Raw genomic sequence first — 24,240 nt, forward strand, 5'->3', positions numbered from 1 at the left:
TTTTAAAAAGGCCGCAATCCCCTTCCTACCGGCACGGCGCTCATCCACATCGTCACCGCCGCCACCAGCAGAATCACGCCTCCCGCCAGCGCAAGCGTTGTCCACCCTATCTGTCGCCACAACACCGGCGTTTTACTGCCGCTGAGTTTTACCGCCAGCTGACGAAAGCTGTGAACCAGCAGAGCCAGCGACGAAATCGTCAATGACGTCCCGGCCGCCATGGCCAGCGCAGACAACATGCCCCAGCCGAACACGCCAATCACTTTACTGAACAGCAACACCATGATGGCTCCCGAACACGGGCGCATGCCCATCGAGAGCACAATCATCAACCGCGCACGCCAGTCGTCGCCGCTCTGCAGCTGTTCCTGCGTGGGCAGATGCTGATGGCCGCAGCCGCAGTGGGCATCATGAACATGATGCGGTGTAAAGGATTTGAACGTCGGCTTTTTCAGCAGCGTGCGCAGTCTTTTTAGCGCCCGCCAGCAGAGGATTAGCCCCAGCACGCCCACCAGCGCATAGCTCCCCTTCTCCAGCCAGAAACTGCTCATGTGCAGCTGGCGCGCGGGAAGCTGCAACAGCGAAAGAACCACCACCACCAGCCCGATAGCCACGCCTCCCTGCAGCAGCGAAGAGGCCAGCGTCAGACCGATGCTCGATTTAAGCTTCGACGGATGGGTGGCAAGCCAGGTGGTGATGACGATTTTGCCATGCCCCGGCCCCAGCGCGTGCAGAACGCCATAGAGAAAACTGAACGCCAACAGGGATCCGCCCGCTTTCGTTGGGTTTTCTGCCACCGCTTTCAGTAACCCGCTCATCTGCTGGTTAACCTCACGCTGCCAGACAATGCTATTCATCATTACCTGCGGCCAGGTCTGCCATAGCCACAGCGCGCCGCACACCCCGAACAGCAAAAAGAGGGCCAGCGGCCAAAGATGTAGCCAGCGGCGTGGTTTTCGAAGAGGAGAAGCAATCACTGACATTGTAAGGTCACCTCCTGCGCGAACTGTTTGCCCAGCGCCATGTCCTCAGGCGGGGCATCTTCTTTGTCGAGCGAAATCGCAAAGTTACGCGTCTCTTCGCTGGGGTTCGGGGTGTGAACAGAGAGTTTGCAGTTTTTTTGCAGCGCGGCAGGCAGCCGTACGTCGCTCTCTTTGGCGTAACTCATGTCGACGTAGTAGGTGGGATCAAAGGTCGAAAAGGTATATTTTTGCCCGGCCAGCGGCTGGGGATGCGCCAGCGGAAGCACAAACGTCAGTACCGCCTGATGCCCGTCACGCGTCATACCGTATTCCGTGGGACGGTTCAGAAATTTGACCTTTTGTCCGTTATGCCAGAACTCTGTGAAGTAGTGCTGGCCGAGCACGTTGGCCATCACTTCCGCTGCCAATTTTTTCCAGATCTCATCGCCAGGTTTTGCGTTACCCGCATCATAGAGCAGGTCAGCCGAGGTGATCTCATCCATCGTCCAGCGCATTTTCAGGCCGCTCAGCTGCGTGCCGTCGGTGACCAGCTCGGTTTTAAGGCCAATAAAACTGTGAGGGTGTGCGCTGGCAGTGAAGCCGATCGCCGCCAAAAATAACGTCATCGCGCATTGTTTAACTGTTTGCATCAATTCCTCACGTCAAAAATTCTGTGATGTTCCCCAGCAATCCTGAGTGAAAGGCCTGCCGGCGCGCTTTTCAGCGCCCATCCTTTAGCTATTCTTATCAAACATTCACACTGGATACCCGACAGATGATGACGACGCTTGAAATTCCATCTGTGCTTTCCAGTTCGCAGCGCCGCTGCCAGGTGCTTTTGATGCTTTACCTGCCCGATGCTGCCGTCACCGCACAGAGCATAATCGCTGCCAACGGCGTGGACGAAGCGATGGCACGGCAAGATATAGCCGAGACGCGCGATGAAATCCAGCGCTATCACCGGCTGGATATCGTCACGCACCAGGACGGCAGTTACCGGCTTGAAGGCACAGCCCTGAATCAGCGCTTATGCCTGCTGCACTGGTTGCGCCGGGCGCTGCGGCTTTGCCCGCAGTTTGTCTCGCACCAGTTTACCCCTGCATTAAAAACCGCGCTTAAACAACACGGCATTGCCCGGCCGCTTTACGACGACGCGAACCTGCGGGCGCTGATCAACTTCTGTTCGCGCAAGCTCCAGCGCCAGTTTGAATGCCGCGACGTGCAGTTTTTACAGCTCTATCTGCAATACTGCCTTATTCAGCATCAGCTGGGAAACACGCCCCAGTTTTCCCATTCTCAGCGCAGCTGGACCCAGTCGAGAGGGGAGTATTTCACGGCGCAGGAGATCGTGCGGCACTGGAAACGGCGCGTCCCGCAGGGAGCTCACGGGGATGAACAGCTGTTTCTGGCGCTGTTGTTTATGATGCTCCGCACGCCCGATCCGGTGCTCGATAAACACCAGCAGGATCAACGTTTGCGCCGGGCCATCGTGCGCATGGTGGCCCGTTTCCGCTCACAGACCGGGATGAACTTCAGCGATGAGCAAGGCCTGACCGATCAGCTCTATATCCATCTTGCACAGGCGCTGGACCGTTCGCTGTTTGAGATCGGTATCGACAATAGCCTGCCGGAGGAGATCCACCGTCTCTACCCTCGCCTGTTACGCACCACCAAAGAAGCGCTGTTTGAGCTGGAAGCGGAGTTTGGGCTGCGTTTTTCCGATGAAGAGATGAGCCTTGTTGCGGTGATTTTCGGTGCCTGGCTGATGCAGGAGACCGATCTGCACGAAAAGCAGGTGATCCTGCTGACGGGTGACGATAAAACCAGTGAGGATCGGATTGAACAGCAGCTTCGCGAGCTAACGCTGCTGCCGCTCAACATTCGCTACCTGACGCTGCAGGCGTTTCAGAAAGAGGGGGCGCCGCGCGAAGCTGCGCTGGTTATCACCCCCTACCCGACTGCCCTGCCCCTGTTCTCACCGCCGCTCATTCATGCCGTTGAGACACTGAACGCACAGCAGCAAGAGCATATTCGCGCGATGCTGGAATCATAGCGGCGCGCGAGGGGCCACTTTAGGGCGAATAACCATAGCAGGTAAGGCCACCAGCGCCATGACCCAGAAGACACCGTGCCCCAGGTGCTGATAGAGGAACCCCGCAAAGACCGTCATGATCGCGATACTGCCTCCCATCGCGACCGCTGAATACACCGCCTGCAGGCGAATAACGTCCCCGCCTTCGCGCGCCGCGATATAGCGCATCGCCGCCAGATGACAAACGGTAAACGTGCCGCAGTGAAGAATTTGCGCCACAATCAGCCACGGCAGATCGGTCGTCCAGCCCATAATGCCCCAGCGCGCCACCCCGCACACGGCGGAAAGCAGCAGCAGATCACGGGCGCCAAAGCGGCGGAACAGCTTTTTGCTCAGGGCGAAAATCACAACTTCGGCCACCACCCCCAGCGACCACAGATAGCCCACGGCAGAGGCCGAATATCCTGCGCCTTGCCAGTAGATGGCGCTAAACCCATAGTACGCCGCGTGAGCCCCCTGAAGCAGACAGACACACGCCAGAAAACGCCAGCTTTGTGCAACCAGACTCCGCCACGCGGGCCAGCCTGCGCTCTCCTGATGGCGGCTTTCTCCCTGAGGCATTACCGATGGTCGCAGCAGCATGCCCAGCAGCATCGAGGCAATACCGATGCTCAACAGAGCAAGAATGGCACGGTAGTCGTAAAGGCTGACCAGTTTCCCCACCAGCGCCGAGCCAATCACAAACGCAATGGAGCCCCACAGGCGTACGCGACCGTAGTCCATAGTGATCTGCTTTTGCCAGGTGTTCGCCAGCGCGTCCGTCAGGGGCACCAGCGGCGAGAAGAACAGGTTAAAGCCAACCATCACCACCATCAGCCAGGCAAACTGGTGGTTGATCCAGAAGCAGGCCACAAAGACCAGGGTCAGCAGAGCCAGAATGCGCACGGCCTTGATCAGTAAGGAGGGATCGCTGACGCGCGGGGCAATCAGCAGGCTGCCGAGGAAACGCGCTACCAGTCCGGCCCCCAGCAGGACACCAATGGTCTCGGGCGTCAGGCCGATCCCCTTGAGCCAGACGCTCCAGAAAGGCAGAAAAATACCGTAGCTAAAGAAATAGGTGAAATAGCTGAGCGCCAGCCAGCGCGTGGAATGCAAGACCATGAATCCCTCCCGAAATCGAGGCCATAGTCTGGCGAGAATATAAAAATTAAGCAAGTCGATAGCCTGCTATAAATTAACGAAAAAATAACATTTTGTGCAGTCGTCTGGCTTATGGCAGGGAATGAAAATGTGTATTACGTTTAAATTACTCCACTTGCAGAGGTATTTCTGCCATGAACTCACTTCGCTATCTCGATTTCGGTCAGTCACGTCATCTGCTGCTGCTGATTGGGCGCATCGCGCTTGTCGTACTGTTTATTATCTTTGGTTACCCAAAACTGACAGGGTTTAGCGGCACCGTGCAATATATGACTTCGCTGGGTACGCCGATGCCCATGCTGGCGGCCATTATTGCGGTGGTCATGGAAGTGCCTGCCGCGATCCTGATCGTGCTGGGCTTTTTCACCCGTCCTCTCGCCGTACTGTTTGTGTTCTATACGCTGGGTACGGCGATTATTGGCCACCATTACTGGGATATGACCGGTGATGCGGTCGTACCGAATATGATTAACTTCTACAAGAACGTCAGTATTGCGGGAGCCTTTATATTGCTGGCGATTGTGGGTCCCGGTGCCATCTCCCTCGACCGGCGTTAAGCCATAAAAAAAGGCCGCAAGCGCGGCCTTTTTTATTTCTGCGAAGCAGAGGAATTATGCGTATACCGGGAAGCGTGCGCAGATATCCAGCACTTTACCTTTGACGCGCTCGATAACCGCTTCGTCATTGATGTTGTCCAGAACGTCACACATCCAGCCAGCCAGCTCTTTCACTTCCGCTTCTTTGAAGCCGCGGCGAGTCACAGCCGGAGAACCGATACGGATACCGGAGGTCACAAACGGGCTCTTCGGATCGTTTGGCACGCTGTTTTTGTTCACGGTGATGTTGGCGCGGCCCAGGGCTGCGTCAGCTTCTTTACCGGTCAGGTTCTTATCAACCAGATCCAGCAGGAACAGGTGGTTTTCAGTACCGCCGGATACCACTTTGTAGCCACGGTTCAGGAACACTTCCACCATCGCTTTGGCGTTCTTAGCCACCTGCTGCTGGTAAACCTTGAACTCTGGCTCCATCGCTTCTTTCAGCGCGACCGCTTTCGCCGCGATAACGTGCATCAGCGGGCCGCCCTGCGCGCTTGGGAACACAGCGGAGTTCAGTTTTTTGTACAGCTCTTCATCACCGCCTTTCGCCAGGATCAGGCCACCGCGTGGACCTGCCAGGGTTTTGTGGGTGGTGGTGGTCACAACGTGAGCGTGTGGAACCGGGTTCGGGTAAACGCCCGCAGCAATCAGACCCGCAACGTGCGCCATGTCGACGAACAGGTAAGCACCGATGCTGTCTGCGATTTCACGCATTTTTGCCCAGTCAACGATACCGGAATAAGCAGAGAAACCGCCGATGATCATCTTCGGCTTGTGCTCTTTAGCCTGCTTAGCCATGTCTTCGTAGTCAATTTTACCGGACTCATCAATACCGTAAGGGATGATGTTGTACAGTTTGCCGGAGAAGTTAACCGGGGAGCCGTGAGTCAGGTGGCCGCCCTGCGCCAGGTTCATACCCAGAACGGTGTCGCCCGGCTGCAGCAGCGCGGTATAGACCGCGAAGTTAGCCTGAGAGCCAGAGTGCGGCTGAACGTTTGCGTAGTCAGCGCCAAAAAGTGCTTTCGCGCGGTCGATAGCCAGCTGCTCTACGATATCAACGTACTCGCAACCGCCGTAGTAGCGCTTGCCCGGGTAACCTTCAGCATATTTGTTGGTCAGCTGAGAACCCTGCGCCTGCATCACGCGCGGGCTGGTGTAGTTTTCGGAGGCGATCAGTTCGATGTGCTCTTCCTGACGTACTTTTTCCTGCTCCATAGCCTGCCACAGTTCGGCATCATAATCGGCAATGTTCATTTCACGCTTTAACATCCGCATCTCCTGACTCAGCTAACAAGTAAATTTTGGCCTGAAAAGGCAGTCCTGTTGGACGACGGGCAACAGTATAACTGATTAGTTCTGTGATAACAGGTCTTGACAAACGATTTTACGCAAACGTTTTCCTACCCGCCACGCAAGGGTTTGAGGAATAAAGATCTCGCGATTTCCAGCGGATTTCTTTTCAGGTTTGTGATGCATATTTTTCATCTTGCAAAGAACCATTTACAACGCAGGGGTATTTTTTATAAGATGCATTTAAAATACATCATTAAAGTAACATCAGAAGGACGCGCTCATGCTCGACGCTCAAACCATCGCTACCGTTAAAGCCACCATTCCCCTGTTGGTCGAAACCGGCCCCAAACTGACCGCCCATTTCTACGATCGCATGTTCACGCACAACCCGGAGCTCAAAGAGATTTTCAACATGAGCAACCAGCGTAACGGCGATCAACGCGAAGCCCTGTTCAATGCCATTGCGGCCTACGCCAGCAACATTGAAAACCTGGCGGCGCTGCTGCCTGCGGTGGAGAAAATTGCGCAGAAACATACCAGCTTCCAGATCCAACCCGAGCAGTACAATATTGTGGGCGCTCACCTGCTGGCAACGCTGGACGAGATGTTCAGCCCGGGTCAGGAGGTTCTGGACGCGTGGGGCAAAGCCTACGGCGTGCTGGCCAATGTGTTTATCAACCGTGAAGCACAGATTTACAACGAAAACGCGAGTAAGAAAGGCGGCTGGGAAGGCACCCGCGCGTTCCGCATCGTTGAGAAAACGCCGCGCAGCGCTTTAATCACCAGCTTCGAATTTGAACCGGTAGACGGTCAGCCGGTAGCGGAATATCAGCCAGGGCAGTATCTGGGCGTATGGCTCAAGCCTGAAGGTTTCCCGCACCAGGAGATCCGCCAGTATTCCCTCACCCGCAAGCCCAACGGCAAAAGCTATCGCATTGCGGTGAAGCGCGAGGACGGCGGACAGGTATCCACCTGGCTGCACAACGACGCTAACGTGGGTGACGTGGTCCATCTGGCCGCGCCGGCGGGTGACTTCTTTATGACAGTTGAATCGACTACCCCGGTCACGCTGATCTCCGCTGGGGTGGGACAAACGCCAATGCTGGCGATGCTGGATACACTGGCGGCGTCAAAACACGCAGCCCAGGTAAACTGGTTCCATGCCGCCGAGAACGGTGACGTGCATGCGTTTGCTGATGAAGTGAAAACCCTGGCAGCGAGCCTGCCCCACTTTACCGCCCACACCTGGTATCGTCAGCCAACGGAAGCTGACCGCGCGGCCGCTCGCTTTGAGAGCGAAGGTCTGATGAATTTGAGCCAGCATGAAGGCGCATTCAGCGCGCCGGATATGCAGTTCTACCTCTGCGGGCCGGTGGCGTTTATGCAGTATGCCGCGAAGCAGCTGGTCGAGCTGGGGATAAATAAAGACAACATTCATTACGAATGTTTCGGGCCGCATAAGGTGCTGTAATGCAAAAAGCCCCTCTAAAGAGGGGCTTTTTTTCGCCGGATGAAACCCGGCCTGGCAACGTTTTAAATCGCCGCGTCGTCTTCTTCGCCGGTACGGATACGGATCACGCGCGCCACGTCAAAGACGAAGATTTTACCGTCGCCAATTTTGCCGGTCTGCGCCGTGCGGATAATGGTATCCACACAGGTGTCTACGATATCGTCGCTCACCACGATTTCAATTTTCACTTTCGGCAGAAAGTCCACCATGTACTCTGCGCCACGGTAAAGCTCGGTGTGGCCTTTCTGACGACCAAAACCTTTCACTTCCGTCACGGTCATCCCGGTGATGCCGACTTCCGCCAGCGCTTCACGTACATCATCCAGTTTGAAAGGTTTAATAATCGCATCAATCTTTTTCATGGTGGGTCCTTAAACTCTTGCCTGTAAGCTGCTTCGTAATCGGTTGCTCACAGTACCATACGGCATTACTCTTTAAAATCGTTTGCTTCCAGCTCATGGCGTGACAGCAGTTTATAAAACTCGGTGCGGTTGCGTCCGGCCATGCGCGCCGCGTGGGTCACGTTGCCTTTGGTGATCTGCAATAGCTTGCGCAGATAGTTCAACTCGAACTGATTCCGCGCTTCGGCAAAGGTCGGCAGCGCCGTGTTTTCCCCTTCCAGTGCCTGCTCCACCAGCGCGTCGCTGATCACCGGTGACGAGGTCAGCGCCACGCACTGCTCAATCACGTTGACCAACTGACGCACGTTACCCGGCCAGCTTGCGGCCATCAGCCGCTTCATCGCATCGGTGGAAAACGCGCGCACGAAGGGTTTGTGACGATCGGCCGCCTGACGCAAAAGATGATTCGCCAGCAGCGGAATGTCTTCCGCTCGCTCGGCCAGCGCGGGGATCTTCAGATTGACCACGTTCAGACGGTAGTAGAGATCTTCACGAAACTCGTTGCGGGCCATCACCTTCGGCAAATCCCGGTGCGTGGCGGAAATAATACGCACATTAATGTCGATGTCGCGGTTACTGCCCAGCGGGCGAACTTTCCGCTCCTGCAACACGCGCAGCAGTTTGACCTGCAGCGGCGCGGGCATGTCACCAATCTCGTCGAGGAAAAGCGTGCCGCCCTCCGCCGCCTGAAATAACCCTTCCCGGCTACTGACCGCGCCGGTGAATGCGCCGCGGGCATGGCCAAACAGTTCAGATTCGAGCAGCTGTTCCGGGAGCGCGCCACAGTTGATCGCAATAAAGGCATTTTTGCTGCGCGGGCTGGCGTTATGGATCGCCTGCGCCAGGATCTCTTTCCCGGTTCCGCTCTGGCCGTTAATCAGCACGCTGACATCTGACTGTGCCACCATTCGGGCCTGTTCGAGCAAACGCAGCATAATCGGGCTGCGGGTGACAATAGACTCCCGCCACGCTTCATCCCCCGCCGGAGCGGCATGTTCCAGCGCGCTGTCGATCGCCTTATAAAGCGCGTCTTTGTCCACCGGCTTGGTCAGGAAGCTGAATACCCCCTGCTGGGTTGCCGCAACCGCATCCGGGATCGAGCCGTGCGCCGTCAGGATAATCACGGGCATACCCGGTTGCTGCTTCTGGATCTCCGCGAACAGCTGCATGCCGTCCATTTCGTCCATCCGCAGGTCGCTTATCACCAGATCAATTTTCTCGCGGCCGAGAATTTTCAGCCCCTCGACCCCGCTTTCCGCGGTCACCACGCTGTAGCCTTCACTCACCAGACGCATCCCCAGGAGTTTTAACAGCCCGGGATCGTCATCCACCAGTAAGAGATGGGCAGGTTTACGGCTCGTCATGCTTCACATCCTCTTGTTTCGGCGTATCGCTGTCCGGTACAGCGGATGAACTCCCCGGCTGATATTTACGCGACGAGAGCTGTCTTTCGATATCGGTCAGGTTTTCCAGCTTACGTGTCGTGGTATCCAGTTGCGTACGCAAATGCTGCTGCTGCTGACGCAACGTATCAAGCTCGCTGTCGGTGGACTGCTGCAACTTACTGTAGCGGGAGCGCTCTTCAGACAGCTGAAGTTGTAATGTCTGTCCATCACGCCAGAGCTGGTATACCGGGCGCACCTGGCCCGGCAGGTTGACCACCAGGGTGTCCAGTCGGGTCACGTTGGCGCGGCGTTCAACGGGGGTGATTTTGGCATCAGCCAGTAAAATGCCGCGCTTGAAAGCGTCCTGCCAGGTGTCGTCATCCAGCATCGCCGCTTTCGAGCGGGCCTCAACCGGCGCAAGACGCTGGGCGCAATCTATACCACGCAGCCAGAACAGCGGGTTGCTTTCGACGTCGTGGCCTGACAGGTTCCAGATATCGTCGCAGCGGGTTGAGAGAAAATCTGCCAGCTGGTTATCTGGCCATTTATCTTCTTGTTTACCGCTAATCGCACTTTGCGGCACATGAGAAACACAGCCTGCCAGCACTAAACAGGGCAAGCCCAGGCGAAACGTGTTGCGGGAAAACACCGCGCGTATGGCGCGGAAAAAGACGTGTGACATACTCACCAGACATAGATTCATTTTATTGATTTTTCCGGCTCAGGGGCAGTTCGATACGGAAGCAAACATCGGAACGTGCGTCCGTGGCAATGTTTAGCTCACCCTGCATGCGTCGTATACAGTCCCGGGCGATGCTTAAGCCCAGACCGCTGCCTTTCACCGCGCCTTTCCGCTGATGACTTCCCTGGAAAAAGGGTTCGAAGATCATGGTTTTTTCGTCATCAGGGATCGGGGTGCCGGTATTTGCGACGTCAATAAACACCCGTGAACCATTCGTATAGCTTCGGATATAAATGTTACCGGATTCAGTACCATAGTGCACCGCATTGGAGTAAAGATTATCCAGAACGCTCATCAGCAGCATGGGTTCAGCCAGGCACGCCGGCGCATTAAGTTCTACGTCGGTATGCATCATTTTAGCTCTTGCTGGCAAGCTATGGGCGGAGATCACCATATCCACCAGCGGCTCAATCTCGACATCTTCCAGTACAACCGCCCCATCCACCAGCTTGCGGTTGTAATCCAGCAACTGCTCAATCAGCTTTTGCAGATTGCGGCTGCTGTTATCCAGGATCTCGACAATTTCTTTCTGTTCAGAAGTGAGGGGCCCTGCCACTTCGTCCGCCAGCAGCTCAGTCCCTTCACGCATGCTGGCGAGCGGCGTTTTAAGCTCATGAGAGATATGGCGCAGGAACTGATGACGCTGTGATTCAAGCCACGCCAGGCGCTCGGACAGCCAGATAATGCGCTGGCCCACGGAGCGCAGCTCGCGCGGGCCTTTAAAGGCGACCGTATCCCCAAGCGATTTCCCCTCCCCGAGGCGGTTGATCATGCGCTGGATGCCCTTTACCGGGCCGATGATCATGCGGGTAAAGAGCAGTACCAGCCCAAGACTCACCAGGAATAGCACCAGCGCCTGCCAGCCAAAAAACTGGCCGCGCTCGGCAATCTCCTGCTGGAGTTGCTGGCCGCGAGAGAAAATGACCGTGCGCGTTGACTGCACCATCTCGGTGTTGGCGGTGGCAAAGGCCTCAAGACGCGCGGCGGCGGCGGCATCCGGCCCGCTATTGTGGCACTGCAGCTGCGCAAGATCGTTCAAATCCTGACGTAACGCCTGATACAGCTTGTCGTCAGGCAGTACCCCCGCGTGCGCGTCCAGCATTTCGCTGTAGCGTTTACGCTGACTCTGATAAACCTTTTCCAGGGTCCGATCGTCAAGCACGCAATACTGGCGGTAGCTTCGCTCCATCTCCAGCGCGGCGTTGGTCATCGCCTCACTGCGTCGGGCGTCGATGAGCGTCGTACGGTTGGTCAATGCCGCCTGCGCACTCAGCGCGTTCAGACTTTGCCAGGCCTGCCAGGCCAGGATTAGCAGCGGCAGCAGGATCAGCAGGAAGGCCATCATGACGAGCTGTCGCAGGGAGCGGGGAAAAACGGGCCAGCGTTTCAACGCATTACTCTCTTAATGGGGGTTTACGCAGAGCGTAACTGAGTCTGCCCTTCAGATACAACAAAGCCGGGGAAAAACCCGGCTTTGTCATGGAATGAGGCGGTGCCTAACTCGACGTTTCGCCCTGGCCTGATAAAGCATCGCTATGATCAGTAGTTGGACGGCAGGCACCTTTTTGTGCGTCATTCGAAGTTTATGTAGCACGTCCCGAAGGGGCTGACATAAGAAGGTGAATGAGCCACTGGTTAATATTATGCAACACCCGTGCCAGAATGCAAAACAAAAAATTAACACCTTGAAATTTATGAATTTTACTTAATTAGCCCGTTCATTATCGGTTGAATAATTTCCAGGCTAAGTGTCGCCATTAAGCAACACCCTAACAGGAACCTTTCCTGTCATATATAAATCAATAAGTTAGATGTCTCCATTTAGAGACACCCCGATACGAGGATTGTCGCGATTTTGCGACAGGCACAAAAAAGCCCGGTAGCGCTCACGCTTACCGGGCCTGCAGGGAGTGCGCTAAAACTTAACCCAGCTGTTTACGCGCATTGCGGAAGATACGCATCCACGGGCTGTCCTCGCCCCAGTTTTCCGGGTGCCAGGAGTTGCTCACGGTACGGAACACGCGCTCCGGGTGCGGCATCATGATGGTTGCACGGCCGCTCTCGCTGGTCACCGCCGTAATGCCGTTGACGGAACCGTTCGGGTTAGCCGGGTAGGTTTCCGTGACCTTGCCGAAGTTATCGACAAAGCGCAGCGCCACCAGGCCTTTGCTTTCAAGCTGGGCCAGATGCGCGGCATCACGCACTTCGACCTGACCTTCACCGTGGGAAACGGCGATTGGCATCTGCGAACCGACCATCCCCTGCAGCAGCAGAGACGGGCTCTGGGTCACTTCAACCAGGCTGAAGCGCGCTTCGAAGCGGTCAGACTGGTTACGCACAAAGCGCGGCCAGGCTTCACTTCCCGGGATCAGCTCACGCAGGTTAGACATCATCTGGCAGCCATTACACACGCCCAGCGCCAGGGTTTGCGGACGGTGGAAGAAGGTTTCGAACTCGTCACGCACGCGGCTGTTGAAGAGAATGGACTTCGCCCAACCCTCACCCGCGCCCAGCACGTCGCCGTAAGAGAAGCCGCCACACGCCACCAGCGCCTGGAAATCTGCCAGACCGGTGCGGCCCGCCAGCAGGTCGCTCATATGAACGTCGATAGCATCAAAGCCCGCACGGTGGAAGGCAGCGGCCATCTCAACGTGGGAGTTAACGCCCTGCTCGCGCAGCACGGCCACTTTTGGACGCGCCCCCGTCGCAATATACGGCGCAGCGATGTCTTCGTTAATGTCGAAAGAGAGCTTCACGTTCAGGCCTGGATCCTGGTCATTGGCTTTCGCGTTATGCTCCTGATCGGCGCATTCCGGGTTATCACGCAGGCGCTGCATCTGCCAGGTGGTTTCCGCCCACCACATACGCAGCGTGGTGCGGCTCTCGCTGAACACGGCGTGACCGTCTGCTTCAATGACGAAGCGGTCGCCCTGAACGGCTTTACCGAGATAGTGCACGCAGTCTGCCAGGCCGTGCTGCGCAAGGAGGGCTTCAACGGCGTCGCGATCTGCCGCACGCACCTGAATCACAGCACCCAGCTCTTCGTTGAACAGCGCCGCCAGATGGTCTTCGCCCAGCGTTGCGATGTTCGCTTCAACGCCACAGTGACCGGTAAAGGCCATCTCCGCCAGGGTGACCAGCAGGCCGCCGTCGGAACGGTCGTGGTAGGCCAGCAGCTTGCGCTGTGCCACCAGCGCCTGGATGGCATCATAGAAACCTTTCAACTGCGCCACGTCGCGCACGTCGGCAGGTTTATCGCCCAGCTGACGGTAAACCTGCGCCAGCGCGGTGGCACCCAGCGCGTTATGCCCTTTGCCCAGGTCAATCAGCAGCAGGGCGTTGTCTTCGGTCAGGAGCTGTGGCGTCACGGTATGACGCACGTCTTCCACGCGCGCAAACGCGGAGATGATGAGCGACAGCGGAGAGGTGATCTCGCGCTGCTCGTTGCCTTCCTGCCAGCGGGTCTTCATCGACATGGAGTCTTTACCCACCGGAATGGTCAGCCCCAGCGCAGGACAGAGCTCTTCACCCACCGCTTTTACGGCTTCATACAGGCCCGCGTCTTCACCCGGGTGACCGGCTGCGGCCATCCAGTTTGCGGACAGTTTAATGCGTTTGATATCGCCAATCTGGGTCGCGGCAATGTTAGTCAGAGCTTCACCAACGGCCAGACGGGCAGAGGCGGCGAAGTCCAGCAGCGCTACCGGCGTACGTTCGCCCAGCGCCATCGCTTCACCGTAGTAGCTGTCGAGGCTTGCGGTGGTCACGGCGCAGTTCGCCACCGGGATCTGCCACGGACCCACCATCTGATCGCGTGAGACCATACCGGTCACGGTACGGTCGCCGATGGTCACCAGGAAGGTTTTCTCAGCGACAGCCGGCAGGTGCAGGACGCGATTAACCGCTTCCGCCACGGTGATGCCCTGACGATCCAGCGCTTTGCCCGCCGCTTTACGGGTCTGCACGTCGCGGGTCATCTTCGGTGTTTTACCGAGCAGCACATCCAGCGGCAGATCGATCGGCTGGTTGTCGAAATGGGTGTCGCTCAGGGTCAGGTGCTTCTCTTCGGTTGCTTCACCGATGACGGCATACGGCGCACGCTCGCGGCGGCACAGCTCGTCAAACAGTGGCAGCTGATCTGCGGCAACCGCCAGAACATAACGTTCCTGAGATTCGTTACACCAGATTTCCAGCGGGCTCATCCCCGGCTCGTCGCTCAGGATATCGCGCAGGTTGAAACGACCGCCGCGACCGCCGTCGCTGACCAGCTCCGGCATGGCGTTAGAGAGACCGCCCGCGCCAACGTCATGAATAAAGAGGATCGGGTTCGCGTCGCCCAACTGCCAGCAGCGGTCGATCACTTCCTGACAGCGGCGCTCCATTTCCGGGTTGTCGCGCTGAACGGAGGCAAAGTCGAGATCCGCGTCAGACTGACCGGAGGTCATTGAAGACGCCGCACCGCCGCCCAGGCCGATGTTCATCGCCGGCCCACCGAGCACGATCAGCTTCGCGCCAACGACGATCTCGCCTTTCTGCACGTGATCGGCACGAATGTTGCCGATCCCGCCCGCCAGCATGATCGGTTTATGGTAGCCACGCAGCTCTTCGCCGTTGTGGCTCTCCACTTTCTCTTCATAGGTACGAAAGTAACCGTTCAGGGCCGGACGACCAAATTCGTTGTTAAACGCCGCACCGCCCAGAGGGCCGTCGGTCATGATATCCAGCGCGGTAACGATGCGCTCCGGCTTGCCGAAATCTTCTTCCCACGGCTGCTCGAAGCCCGGAATACGGAGGTTGGAAACGGAGAAACCGACCAGGCCCGCTTTTGGTTTAGCACCGCGACCGGTCGCCCCTTCATCACGAATTTCACCGCCGGAACCGGTCGCCGCACCCGGCCACGGGGAGATCGCCGTCGGGTGGTTATGGGTTTCCACTTTCATCAGGATATGCGCAGGCTCCTGATGGAAGTCATAGCGCCCTGCTTCGCGATCGGCGAAGAAGCGGCCCACCTCGGAACCTTCCATCACCGCGGCGTTGTCTTTGTAGGCAGACAGCACGTGGTCAGGGGTTTTCTCCATGGTGTTTTTAATCATTTTGAACAGCGACTTCGGCTGCTGTTCGCCGTCGATAATCCAGTCGGCATTGAAAATCTTATGGCGGCAGTGCTCAGAGTTCGCCTGCGCGAACATGTAGAGTTCGATGTCGTTCGGGTTGCGGTTGAGCTTAACAAACGCATCCTGCAGGTAGTCGATTTCATCTTCTGCCAGTGCCAGGCCGAGACGCAGGTTGGCGTCAATCAGCGCCTGACGGCCCTGCCCCAGCAGGTCAACGCTCTGTACCGGCGCAGGCTGATGGTGGGAGAAGAGCTTCTGCGCGTCATCGAGAGAGGCAAACACGCTCTCCATCATGCGATCGTGCAGTTCAGCCGCAACCGCCTGCCACTGTGCGTCGCTCAGGGTTGACGCTTCCACATAGTACGCCACGCCGCGTTCCAGACGGTTAATCTGGCTCAGACCACAGTTGTGGGCGATGTCGGTGGCTTTTGAAGACCAGGGGGAGATGGTGCCCGGACGAGGCGTCGCAAGGATCAGTTTGCCGGTTGGCGTATGGCTGCTCAGGCTTGGGCCATACTTGAGCAGGCGTTCCAGCTGTACGCGCTCCTCTGCATTCAGGGGGGCATTCAGGTCAGCAAAATGGACATACTCAGCGTAAATATTGCTTACCGGAAGGTCGGCCGCCTGAAAACGTGCCAGCAGTTTGTTAATACGGAAGGCAGACAGTGCAGGCGAACCACGCAGAATTTCCATCATAAGTCTCTCGTCTTCGAAGCGCCGGGGCGCTTACAGTGTGCGCAAGGGGGGAAAACGGGCGTCATTATAGAGAATCCTGAGCGCCGACGAAACCGTTTGCGTCGAAATAAAATCGACGTCGCCTTTTAACAATAGTTGTGACCTGTCTCTCTAATTGGTTGCCAAGTGGCGCAAGTTTACGCAAAATGCCGCTCATTCAATGGCAAACCTTATTGTTAACATGGCTACAGCAGACTGAGGCAACCGGCGTCGCAGAGAATTAACTAATTGAAAAAATTAAAGATTAATTATCTGCTCATCGGCATTGTGACGTTGCTGCTGGCAGTGGCCCTCTGGCCTTCCATCCCCTGGTTCGGTAAAGCCGAAAACCGTATCGCCGCTATTCAGGTGCGGGGGGAACTCCGCGTCAGTACCCTCAACTCTCCGCTGATTTACAGCGACATCAACGGCAAAATCATTGGTCTGGATTACGAACTGGCGCAACAGTTCGCCGATTATCTTGGCGTAAAGCTTAAAATCACCGTCCGTCAGAATATCAACCAGCTGTTTGATGACCTCGACAACGACGATGCCGACATCCTCGCCGCCGGGCTGGTGTATAACAGCGAGCGCAGCAAAAACTATCAGCCGGGCCCGACCTACTACTCCGTTTCGCAACAGCTTGTCTATCGTGTCGGGAGCCAGCGTCCGCGCTCGCTGGCGTCGATTAACGATCGACAGCTGACGATTGCCCCAGGCCATGTGGTGATTGACGATCTGCGCGAACTCAAGGAGAAGAAATACCCGGACCTGAGCTGGACGGTGGAGGCGAAACTCGGCACGACGGAGCTGCTGGAACAGGTTAAAGATCAGAAAGTGCCGTACACCATCGCCGATTCGGTCGCGATCAGCCTTTTCCAGCGCGTGCATCCTGAAATCGCCGTGGCGCTGGACGTCACCGACGAACAGCCTGTCACCTGGTTTACCCAGCTCGACAACGACCAGACCCTCTCTGCCGCGATGCTCGATTTCTTCAACACCATCAATGAAGACGGTACCCTGGCGCGTCTCGAAGAGAAGTACCTCGGCCATGGTGATGACTTTGACTACGTTGACACCCGCAGTTTCCTGCGCGCGGTAGACAGCGTCCTGCCGGACCTGCAGCCGCTGTTCGAAAAATACGCCCAGGAAATTGACTGGAAACTGCTGGCGGCTATTTCGTATCAGGAATCCCACTGGGATACCCAGGCCACGTCTCCGACTGGCGTACGTGGTTTGATGATGTTAACCAAAAATACCGCGCTGAGCCTGGGCGTGAATGACCGTACCGATGCCGAGCAGAGCATCAGCGGCGGCGCGCGCTACCTGCAGGATATGATGGCTAAAGTACCGGAAACGGTGCCGGAAGAAGAGCGGATCTGGTTTGCGCTGGCGGCTTACAATATGGGCTACGCGCATATGCTGGATGCACGCACGTTGACGGCGAAAACCAAAGGTAACCCCGACAGCTGGTCAGACGTAAAACAGCGCCTGCCGCTGCTGAGCCAGAAGCCCTGGTATAACAAGCTGACATACGGTTACGCGCGCGGCCATGAAGCGTACGCCTACGTGGAAAATATCCGTAAATATCAGATTAGCCTGGTCGGATATCTGCTGGAGAAAGAGAAAGAGGCAACAGAGGCAAAACAGCTGGCAGAAAGTTACCCGGTCGTGGCACCGGACGAGCTTAATCGTCCGAGCGCTTCAATTCTGCCTTTTGTTGCTTTTTCTGCTGACGGCGCATTCGAAAGAAATCGCTTAATAGCGCCGAACACGCTGGTGCAAGTACCCCACCGATAGTCTTCACCTGGTGGTTCATTCCAGGATGACCCAGCACGTCCATCAGTGAACCGGCTGCACCGGTTTTTTCATCCCGCGCGCCAAAGACCAGGGTACCGATCCGGCTGTGCACCATCGCACCGGAACACATCACGCAAGGTTCAAGCGTGACATACAGCGTGGTATCAAGCAGACGATAGTTTTGCAGCACCAGACCGCCCTGGCGAAGCGCCATGATTTCGGCATGGGCGGTCGGATCGTGGCGTCCAATCGGGCGGTTCCACCCTTCGCCAATCACCTGATTGTTGTGAACCAGCACGGCGCCCACGGGCACTTCGCCTTCGTCCCAGGCACGCTGCGCGAGCGTAAGCGCGTGGCGCATCCAGTATTCATGACTGTATTCAGGGTTTGGCAACGGTTGATACTCCACTCGAAAAGCGGGCGGCATTATACACACCCCTTATGGATAAGACTATTCGAGTTGCTGAAGTTCGCCCGCGGGAGTGACGCGCCAGCGATGCTGGCAGAAATAGAGCAGCGGGTTGTCCTGTTTGCTGTCGCTGTAGCCGCTGTACAGGCGCAGCGGCGTACCGATGCGTTTCTCCAGTTGCACCACTTTTTCATGCCCCAGACAGCGCATGGTCAGCACCCAGCCGCCGTAACCCCGCGCTATTTGCGTGGCGATAAGGTTGACGCGGGGAAGCCAGGGGGTATCAAAATAGACCTGCTCCACCAGCGTCTGCGGGGAGCCTGTAATCAGCCAGATGTCGGCATCGTTGGCGTCGAGGTAACCGGTGAGGCGCGCCTGTACGACAGGAAACGCGGCGACATGGCCGCGAAACCAGTGGGCAAAATCCTGCTCAAGCTGTTTGAGCCGCGCTTCGCTGTGGCCAAACGTGCATCCCCAGAGCAGCAGGCTCATCGGCCATCGCGCTGCACGACCTTTCACCAGCAGCGCGATACCGATCACCGGTAAGAGCGGCAATACGAGCAGCGCATTCAAAGGCTGACGCCGCAGCAGGTAACGCATAAACGTGCCAAACATATCCTGCTGATGCAGCGTTCCATCCAGGTCAAAAAAGACAATGCGACGCGCGTGCTTTGCCAAACCTTACTCCTCTGGGTCGTTGAAGCCTAACAGCCAGGTAAACAGGAACCCGGCGATCACTGCTACTAAATAGCCTAACAGATAGAGCATGACTTTTCCGGTGACGATGGTTAACGCCAGCGGTAAACCGGAAAGTCCAAAGGTGATCACGGTGGCGACTTTCCAGTAGCTGATCAGCGCCCCGCCTACCGCACCGCCCAGACATGCAGCAAGGAACGGTTTACCCAGCGGCAGCGTGACGCCAAAAATCAGCGGTTCGCCAATACCGAGCAGTCCGACCGGCAGAGCTCCTTTAATCACCTTCTTCAGACGTGCATTGCGGGTTTTCATCAGTACGGCAATCGCCGCGCCGACCTGCCCTACCCCCGCCATCGACAGAATAGGCAGCAGCGCGTTATAGCCATGCGCCTGAACCAGCTCGACGTGGATCGGTACCAGCCCCTGATGCAGGCCGGTCAGTACCAGCGGCAGGAAGGTACCTGACAGCACCGCCCCCACTAACAGGCCGCCACGGTCAATCGCCAGCGACGCACCGTGGGCAATGGCTTCAGAGATCCACCCGCCTAACGGCTGGAGAGCCACTACCGCGACGCTACCGGTAATGAGCGTGGTCAGCAGCGGGTTAAGGATAAGCTCGATGGAGCCTGGCAGAACCGCGCGAAGCCTTTTCTCGATCCAGCACATCAGGATGACCACCAGCAGCACCGCAATCACCCCGCCGCGCCCCGGCTGCAGCGCCTCACCGAACAGGGTTATCTGCGCCAGCTGCGGGCTGGACAAGATCCCCGCCATCACCCCACCCATGGCCAGCGAGCCGCCAAACACCTTCGCGGTATTGACCCCGACCAGAATGTTCATGATGGCAAACACCGCGCTGCCAAAGATCCCAAGGATACCCAACAGATTTGGATACTGCGTGGCGAAATCCCCCACAATATCCGGTCGCTTGAGGATATTGATGATCCCGGTGATCAGGCCCGAGGCAATAAACGCCGGGATCAGCGGAATAAAGACGTTTGCCAGCTGTCGCAGCACATCGCTCATGGGGGCTTTGTATTTGGCCTTTGCCTGCGCTTTGGTGCGTTCAGCATCGTCCATCGACACGCTCGACCCACCGCCCATCAGCGCACGCATGGCATCAACAACCTGCGCCGCTTTTCCCGGCCCGACGATAAGCTGATGTTGCTCACCCTGTTTTACGTAGCCGCTGACGCCGGAGAGTTGCTTCAGACGCGGCACATCAAGCTGGTCGTCGTTATGCACCTCGACGCGCACGCGCGTCATGCAGTTTTCGAGACGCTGAATATTTTGTTCCCCACCAATACCCTGCAGGATATCGCTGGCGAGCGCTGCTGTTTTGTCCATACACGCCTCTGTTAGTTTTCTAATGCAGCCCGTAAGAAGCCATGATGCGCGTCGAGTCGGGCTCTCGCCGCCGCCGCATCCAGCCCGCTTAAGATCATCAGAATCGCCGGTTTAACGTCATGATCGGTCTGTTTGAGGACCGCTTCAGCTTCTTCACGGCTGGCGCCCGTCGCTTCCATCACCATGCGACAGGCTCTGTCCACCAGCTTGACGTTGGTGGCCTGCATATCCACCATCAGGTTCTGATACACCTTGCCAAATTTCACCATCGCGCCAGTGGAGATCATATTGAGCACCAGCTTTTGCGCGGTACCTGATTTCAGGCGTGTGGATCCGGTGAGCGCTTCCGGCCCGACAACCGGCGAGATGGCGATAGCCGCCACCTGGGCAATCGGTGAGCCCGGATTACAGGAGATGGCCACCGTCGTGCAGCCAGTCTGGTTAGCGTACTCCAGACCGCCAATGACGTATGGCGTGCGCCCGGAGGCCGCCAGCCCGACCACCAGATCCTGCGCCGTCAGGTTCAGCGCTCTCAGGTCATCCTCCCCCAACTGTTTATTATCTTCCGCCCCTTCAACGGCTTTCAGCAGCGCACCAGGTCCCCCTGCGATCAACCCGACCACCAGGCCGTGCGGCACCCCAAAGGTCGGTGGACACTCAGAGGCATCCAGCACCCCAAGACGTCCGCTGGTACCCGCGCCCATGTAAATAATGCGTCCACCGGCCTTGAGGGCTTCCGCCGCCGCATCGACCGCTTTCGCCACCTCAGGCAATGTCTCTTTCACTGCCTGCGCGACCAGCGTATCCTGTTGATTAAAGCGGTTAACCAGCTCCAGCGTGGAGAGAGCATCCAGATCCATGGTTTGCGGGTTACGGGTTTCTGAAACAAGTGAGCCCAGATTCATCTTTTGTACCTCAAGAATTTTTAATTCATAATAATCTCACTATAATGGAATATAAAATTCATTCAGGCGAGCACTATTCGTATTTGCGCAGACAATCACATTTTCGCCAGGAGAACCTATGAACTGTTTAATTCGCATTCGCCAGCGTTATGCAGGCTTTGCTCAAAGCGACAAAAAGCTGGCGGATTTTCTGCTTTCTCAACCCGATCGCGCGCGCCATCTCAGCTCGCAGCAGCTGGCGAGCGAAGCCGGGGTGAGCCAGTCAAGCGTGGTGAAATTTGCCCAGAAGATTGGTTTTAAGGGGTTCCCTGCCCTCAAACTGGCGATCAGTGAAGCGCTGGCAAGCAACCCCAACCCGCAGTCTATGCCGGTGCATAATCAGATCCGCGGGGATGATCCGATGCGGCTGGTGGGCGAAAAGCTGATCAAGGAGAACGTCGCAGCGATGCATGCGACGCTTGACGTGAATACCGAAGAGAAGTTGCTGGAGAGCGTGGCGATGCTGCGTGGCGCACGGCGTATCATACTGACCGGCATCGGCGCGTCCGGACTGGTGGCGCGTAACTTTGGCTGGAAGCTGACAAAAATTGGGCTTAACGCCATCGTCGAGCAGGATATGCACGCCCTGCTGGCGACCGTACAGGCGATGGATCCTGACGATCTGCTGCTGGCGATCTCCTATTCCGGCGAGCGCCGTGAAATCAATATGGCCACCGATGAAGCCCTGCGCGTCGGCGGTAAAATTCTGGCGATTACCGGTTTTACGCCAAATGCCCTGCAGCAGCGGGCTACGCGCTGTTTATATACCATTGCAGCAGAGCAGGCCACGCGCAGCGCCGCGATCTCCTCGACGAGTGCGCAAATGATGTTGACCGACCTGCTGTTTATGGCGCTGGTGCAACAGGATCTGGAGCATGCGCCAGATCGTATTCGTCACAGTGAAGAACTGGTAAAGAAACTGGTTTGACGCGTATAATGCCCGCCCAGTTTGTGTTGTTTCTGAGAATTTCCTGATGGCGCTGTTAATTACCAAAAAATGCATCAATTGCGATATGTGCGAACCGGAGTGTCCGAACCAGGCCATTTCGATGGGCGACAGCATTTATGAGATTAACAGCGACCGCTGCACGGAGTGCGTCGGCCACTATGAAACGCCGACCTGTCAGAAAGTGTGCCCGATCCCGAATACCATCCTGAAGGATCCGACACACATTGAGAGCGAAGAGCAGTTATGGGATAAGTTTGTTCTGATGCACCATGCGGACAAACTCTAGCTTTCAATAATCACCGTCGCGCAGGCATAGTGCCGTTCATCGGCAAGCGTCACGTGCATGTGATTCACGCCCAGCCTTTCCGCCAGCTTTTGCGCCTCGCCCCATAAACGCAGGCGTGGCTTACCCAGTTCATCGTTAAACACCTCAAACTGGTTAAACGCCAGACCGTTACGAATGCCGGTTCCGAAGGCTTTAGCGGCGGCCTCTTTGACCGCAAAGCGCTTCGCCAGAAAACGCACCGGCTGCTGATGCGCTTCCCAGATAGCCCATTCGTTATCGCTCAGCACGCGTCTTGCGAGGCGATCGCCACTACGGGCGATCACCGCTTCAATGCGGGCTATTTCAACGATATCGGTGCCTAAGCCCAGAATGGCCATTACTGACGCGCTTCCAGCATCAGGCGTTTCATTTCTGAGACCGCCTCTTTCAGGCCGCTCATCACCGCACGGCCAATGATCGCATGCCCGATATTCAGCTCATGCATTTCAGGCAGGGCGGCAATGGCTTTGACGTTGTGGTAGGTCAGACCGTGTCCGGCGTTAACCTTCAGCCCCAGGCTCGCGGCGTAAGTCGCGGCTTTTGCGATACGCTCCAGCTCTTTAGCCTGCTCTTCATCGTTTTTGGCATCAGCGTAGCAGCCAGTATGAATTTCGATATACGGCGCCCCCACGTCGGCCGCCGCTTTAATCTGGGTGAAATCGGCGTCAATAAAGAGAGACACCAGGATACCAGCATCCGCCAGGCGTTTGCAGGCATCGCGCATTTTATCGAGCTGGCCGGCAACATCCAGACCGCCTTCGGTCGTCACTTCCTGACGCTTTTCAGGCACCAGGCAGCAGAAATGCGGCTGGGTTTCGCAGGCAATGGTCAGCATCTCTTCGGTGACCGCCATCTCCAGATTCATGCGGGTATCCAGCGTCTGACGCAGAATGCGCACGTCGCGGTCAGTAATATGGCGGCGATCTTCACGCAGGTGAACGGTAATGCCGTCGGCGCCAGCCTGTTCAGCGATAAACGCCGCCTGAACCGGATCGGGATACGCCGTGCCGCGCGCATTACGCAGTGTGGCGATGTGATCAATGTTGACGCCTAACAGTAATTCAGCCATGACAATCCTCGGTTTTCTTTTCGATTCTGTGGTCTAACGTTTCGGCATAAACTGCCTGAATAATTCGCGGCTCTTTAAGGGCTTGCCGCCAAGATACGGCTTGAGCGCAATCCGGGTAAAGCGTTTTGCTGCGCGCAGGGTGTCCTGGTCGGGAAACTCACGCTCATACAGCGCCCGGAGCTGGCGTCCGGTAAAGGTATTGTTATCAATCACAACGCTGGCGATAAACCCTTTTTCTTCGCGATAGCGATAGGTCATCGTCTCATCAACCTCTTCCCCACTACCCGCGCAATGAAGAAAATCAACACCGTAACCCAGGTGGCCCAGCAGGGCCAGCTCAAAACGACGCAGGGCGGGTTCAGGCGAGCCGGTTGCGCCAGCCAGGGCCTGGATACAGTGCAGATAATCGAAAAACAGTTCAGAGAAGCGCGTCTCATGTTCCAGAACTCGTGAGATAAGTTCATTGACGTACAGACCGCTATAAAGTGTGATACCGGAAAGGGGGAGCGCCAGGGAGACGGCTTCGGCACTGCGCAGGGTTTTCACTTCCCCACGCCCGCCAAAGCGAACCAGCAGCGGCGTGAAAGGCTGTAAGGCGCCTTTCAGATTAGAACGTTTAGAACGTGCGCCTTTGGCAACAAGGCGCACACGACCCGACTCTTCCGTGAAGACGTCCAGCATAAGGCTGGTTTCGCTCCAGGGACGACTATGAAGGACAAAGGCACGCTGCCATCCATCCATATGCTCGTCGT

The 24,240-nt window shown here is 56.8% G+C and carries 22 protein-coding genes; 6 read left to right on the forward strand and 16 right to left on the reverse strand.

Annotation, left to right across the window (positions count from 1 at the left end; genetic code table 11):
- Positions 1 to 2: 2 nt before the first annotated feature.
- Together SP99_RS16685 and SP99_RS16690 are read right to left on the reverse strand one after the other, a co-directional pair.
- The gene (locus SP99_RS16685; RefSeq protein ID WP_047959244.1) at positions 3 to 983 is read right to left on the reverse strand and encodes a nickel/cobalt transporter; all 981 of its coding nucleotides are present in this window, start codon (positions 981 to 983) and stop codon (positions 3 to 5) included.
- Positions 974 to 1,612, reverse strand: a complete 639-nt coding sequence (locus SP99_RS16690; protein ID WP_047959245.1) for a DUF1007 family protein — start codon at positions 1,610 to 1,612, stop codon at positions 974 to 976. Before SP99_RS16690 ends, SP99_RS16685 begins: the two co-directional genes overlap by 10 nt.
- Before the next feature lie 125 nt (positions 1,613 to 1,737).
- Between SP99_RS16690 and csiE the strand changes: the two genes are divergently transcribed.
- Entirely contained in the window at positions 1,738 to 3,015 is a 1,278-nt protein-coding gene (csiE, locus tag SP99_RS16695; RefSeq protein ID WP_047959246.1) for a stationary phase inducible protein CsiE, read from the forward strand.
- Here csiE and SP99_RS16700 read toward each other — a convergent pair.
- Positions 3,010 to 4,155: a 3-phenylpropionate MFS transporter gene (locus SP99_RS16700; protein WP_047959247.1), complete on the reverse strand. Its 1,146-nt coding sequence runs from the start codon at positions 4,153 to 4,155 to the stop codon at positions 3,010 to 3,012. The two genes, csiE and SP99_RS16700, sit on opposite strands and share 6 nt — an antisense overlap.
- A 173-nt stretch (positions 4,156 to 4,328) precedes the next feature.
- Between SP99_RS16700 and SP99_RS16705 the strand changes: the two genes are divergently transcribed.
- A complete protein-coding gene (locus tag SP99_RS16705; protein WP_023615984.1) occupies positions 4,329 to 4,751 on the forward strand; it encodes a DoxX family protein in 423 nt (140 codons plus the stop codon).
- 54 nt (positions 4,752 to 4,805) lie between these two features.
- On the opposite strand, the gene glyA is transcribed toward SP99_RS16705, so the two are convergent.
- A complete protein-coding gene (gene glyA, locus SP99_RS16710; protein WP_025757663.1) occupies positions 4,806 to 6,059 on the reverse strand; it encodes a serine hydroxymethyltransferase in 1,254 nt (417 codons plus the stop codon).
- Positions 6,060 to 6,363: 304 nt separating this feature from the next.
- Here glyA and hmpA point away from each other — a divergent pair, with 304 nt between their 5' ends.
- Positions 6,364 to 7,554 (forward strand): NO-inducible flavohemoprotein, encoded by a 1,191-nt coding sequence (gene hmpA / locus SP99_RS16715; protein ID WP_047959248.1) that lies wholly within the window; start codon positions 6,364 to 6,366, stop codon positions 7,552 to 7,554.
- A gap of 62 nt (positions 7,555 to 7,616) precedes the next feature.
- Here the strand turns inward: hmpA and glnB are convergent, their stop codons facing one another.
- The 5 genes from glnB to purL form a co-directional block, all read right to left on the reverse strand.
- On the reverse strand, positions 7,617 to 7,955 hold the full coding sequence (gene glnB / locus SP99_RS16720; RefSeq protein WP_003860685.1) for a nitrogen regulatory protein P-II: 339 nt from the start codon (positions 7,953 to 7,955) through the stop codon (positions 7,617 to 7,619).
- A gap of 65 nt (positions 7,956 to 8,020) precedes the next feature.
- A complete protein-coding gene (gene glrR / locus SP99_RS16725; protein ID WP_047959249.1) occupies positions 8,021 to 9,358 on the reverse strand; it encodes a two-component system response regulator GlrR in 1,338 nt (445 codons plus the stop codon).
- The gene (qseG, locus tag SP99_RS16730) at positions 9,345 to 10,082 is read right to left on the reverse strand and encodes a two-component system QseEF-associated lipoprotein QseG (protein ID WP_025757659.1); all 738 of its coding nucleotides are present in this window, start codon (positions 10,080 to 10,082) and stop codon (positions 9,345 to 9,347) included. The genes glrR and qseG overlap by 14 nt, the downstream gene beginning before the upstream one ends.
- A gap of 1 nt (position 10,083) precedes the next feature.
- Positions 10,084 to 11,511, reverse strand: coding sequence for a two component system sensor histidine kinase QseE/GlrK (gene qseE, locus SP99_RS16735; RefSeq protein ID WP_047959250.1), 1,428 nt, complete (start codon positions 11,509 to 11,511; stop codon positions 10,084 to 10,086).
- A 532-nt stretch (positions 11,512 to 12,043) separates the two neighbouring features.
- On the reverse strand, positions 12,044 to 15,931 hold the full coding sequence (gene purL, locus SP99_RS16740) for a phosphoribosylformylglycinamidine synthase (RefSeq protein ID WP_047959251.1): 3,888 nt from the start codon (positions 15,929 to 15,931) through the stop codon (positions 12,044 to 12,046).
- A gap of 267 nt (positions 15,932 to 16,198) precedes the next feature.
- On the opposite strand from purL, the gene mltF reads away from it, so the two are divergent.
- The gene (gene mltF / locus SP99_RS16745; protein ID WP_047959252.1) at positions 16,199 to 17,749 is read left to right on the forward strand and encodes a membrane-bound lytic murein transglycosylase MltF; all 1,551 of its coding nucleotides are present in this window, start codon (positions 16,199 to 16,201) and stop codon (positions 17,747 to 17,749) included.
- Here the strand turns inward: mltF and tadA are convergent.
- The 4 genes from tadA to murQ are packed head-to-tail and all read right to left on the reverse strand — an operon-like array spanning position 17,637 to position 21,106.
- On the reverse strand, positions 17,637 to 18,176 hold the full coding sequence (gene tadA / locus SP99_RS23220) for a tRNA adenosine(34) deaminase TadA (protein ID WP_032672482.1): 540 nt from the start codon (positions 18,174 to 18,176) through the stop codon (positions 17,637 to 17,639). The genes mltF and tadA overlap by 113 nt on opposite strands.
- Positions 18,177 to 18,200: 24 nt before the next feature.
- Entirely contained in the window at positions 18,201 to 18,836 is a 636-nt protein-coding gene (gene yfhb / locus SP99_RS16750; RefSeq protein ID WP_025757653.1) for a phosphatidylglycerophosphatase C, read from the reverse strand.
- Positions 18,837 to 18,839: 3 nt separating this feature from the next.
- Entirely contained in the window at positions 18,840 to 20,201 is a 1,362-nt protein-coding gene (locus SP99_RS16755) for a PTS transporter subunit EIIC (RefSeq protein WP_047959253.1), read from the reverse strand.
- Positions 20,202 to 20,212: 11 nt separating this feature from the next.
- Positions 20,213 to 21,106 (reverse strand): N-acetylmuramic acid 6-phosphate etherase, encoded by an 894-nt coding sequence (gene murQ, locus SP99_RS16760; protein ID WP_047959254.1) that lies wholly within the window; start codon positions 21,104 to 21,106, stop codon positions 20,213 to 20,215.
- 118 nt (positions 21,107 to 21,224) lie between these two features.
- Here murQ and SP99_RS16765 point away from each other — a divergent pair, with 118 nt between their 5' ends.
- Together SP99_RS16765 and SP99_RS16770 are read left to right on the forward strand one after the other, a co-directional pair.
- Entirely contained in the window at positions 21,225 to 22,073 is an 849-nt protein-coding gene (locus SP99_RS16765) for a MurR/RpiR family transcriptional regulator (RefSeq protein ID WP_047959255.1), read from the forward strand.
- Between the two features lie 46 nt (positions 22,074 to 22,119).
- Positions 22,120 to 22,380, forward strand: coding sequence for a YfhL family 4Fe-4S dicluster ferredoxin (locus SP99_RS16770; protein WP_047959256.1), 261 nt, complete (start codon positions 22,120 to 22,122; stop codon positions 22,378 to 22,380).
- Here the strand turns inward: SP99_RS16770 and acpS are convergent.
- Genes acpS through recO form a run of 3 tightly spaced genes read right to left on the reverse strand, consistent with a single transcriptional unit; the run spans position 22,377 to position 24,229 of the window.
- A complete protein-coding gene (gene acpS, locus SP99_RS16775) occupies positions 22,377 to 22,757 on the reverse strand; it encodes a holo-ACP synthase (protein ID WP_025757647.1) in 381 nt (126 codons plus the stop codon). The two genes, SP99_RS16770 and acpS, sit on opposite strands and share 4 nt — an antisense overlap.
- Entirely contained in the window at positions 22,757 to 23,488 is a 732-nt protein-coding gene (gene pdxJ / locus SP99_RS16780) for a pyridoxine 5'-phosphate synthase (RefSeq protein ID WP_025757646.1), read from the reverse strand. The genes acpS and pdxJ overlap by 1 nt, the downstream gene beginning before the upstream one ends.
- A gap of 33 nt (positions 23,489 to 23,521) precedes the next feature.
- The gene (recO, locus tag SP99_RS16785; protein WP_045284606.1) at positions 23,522 to 24,229 is read right to left on the reverse strand and encodes a DNA repair protein RecO; all 708 of its coding nucleotides are present in this window, start codon (positions 24,227 to 24,229) and stop codon (positions 23,522 to 23,524) included.
- Between the last annotated feature and the right edge of the window lie 11 nt (positions 24,230 to 24,240).

The sequence above is a fragment of the Enterobacter sp. BIDMC92 genome (assembly GCF_001030225.1).
GTDB classification, from domain to species: Bacteria; Pseudomonadota; Gammaproteobacteria; order Enterobacterales; family Enterobacteriaceae; genus Enterobacter; species Enterobacter sichuanensis.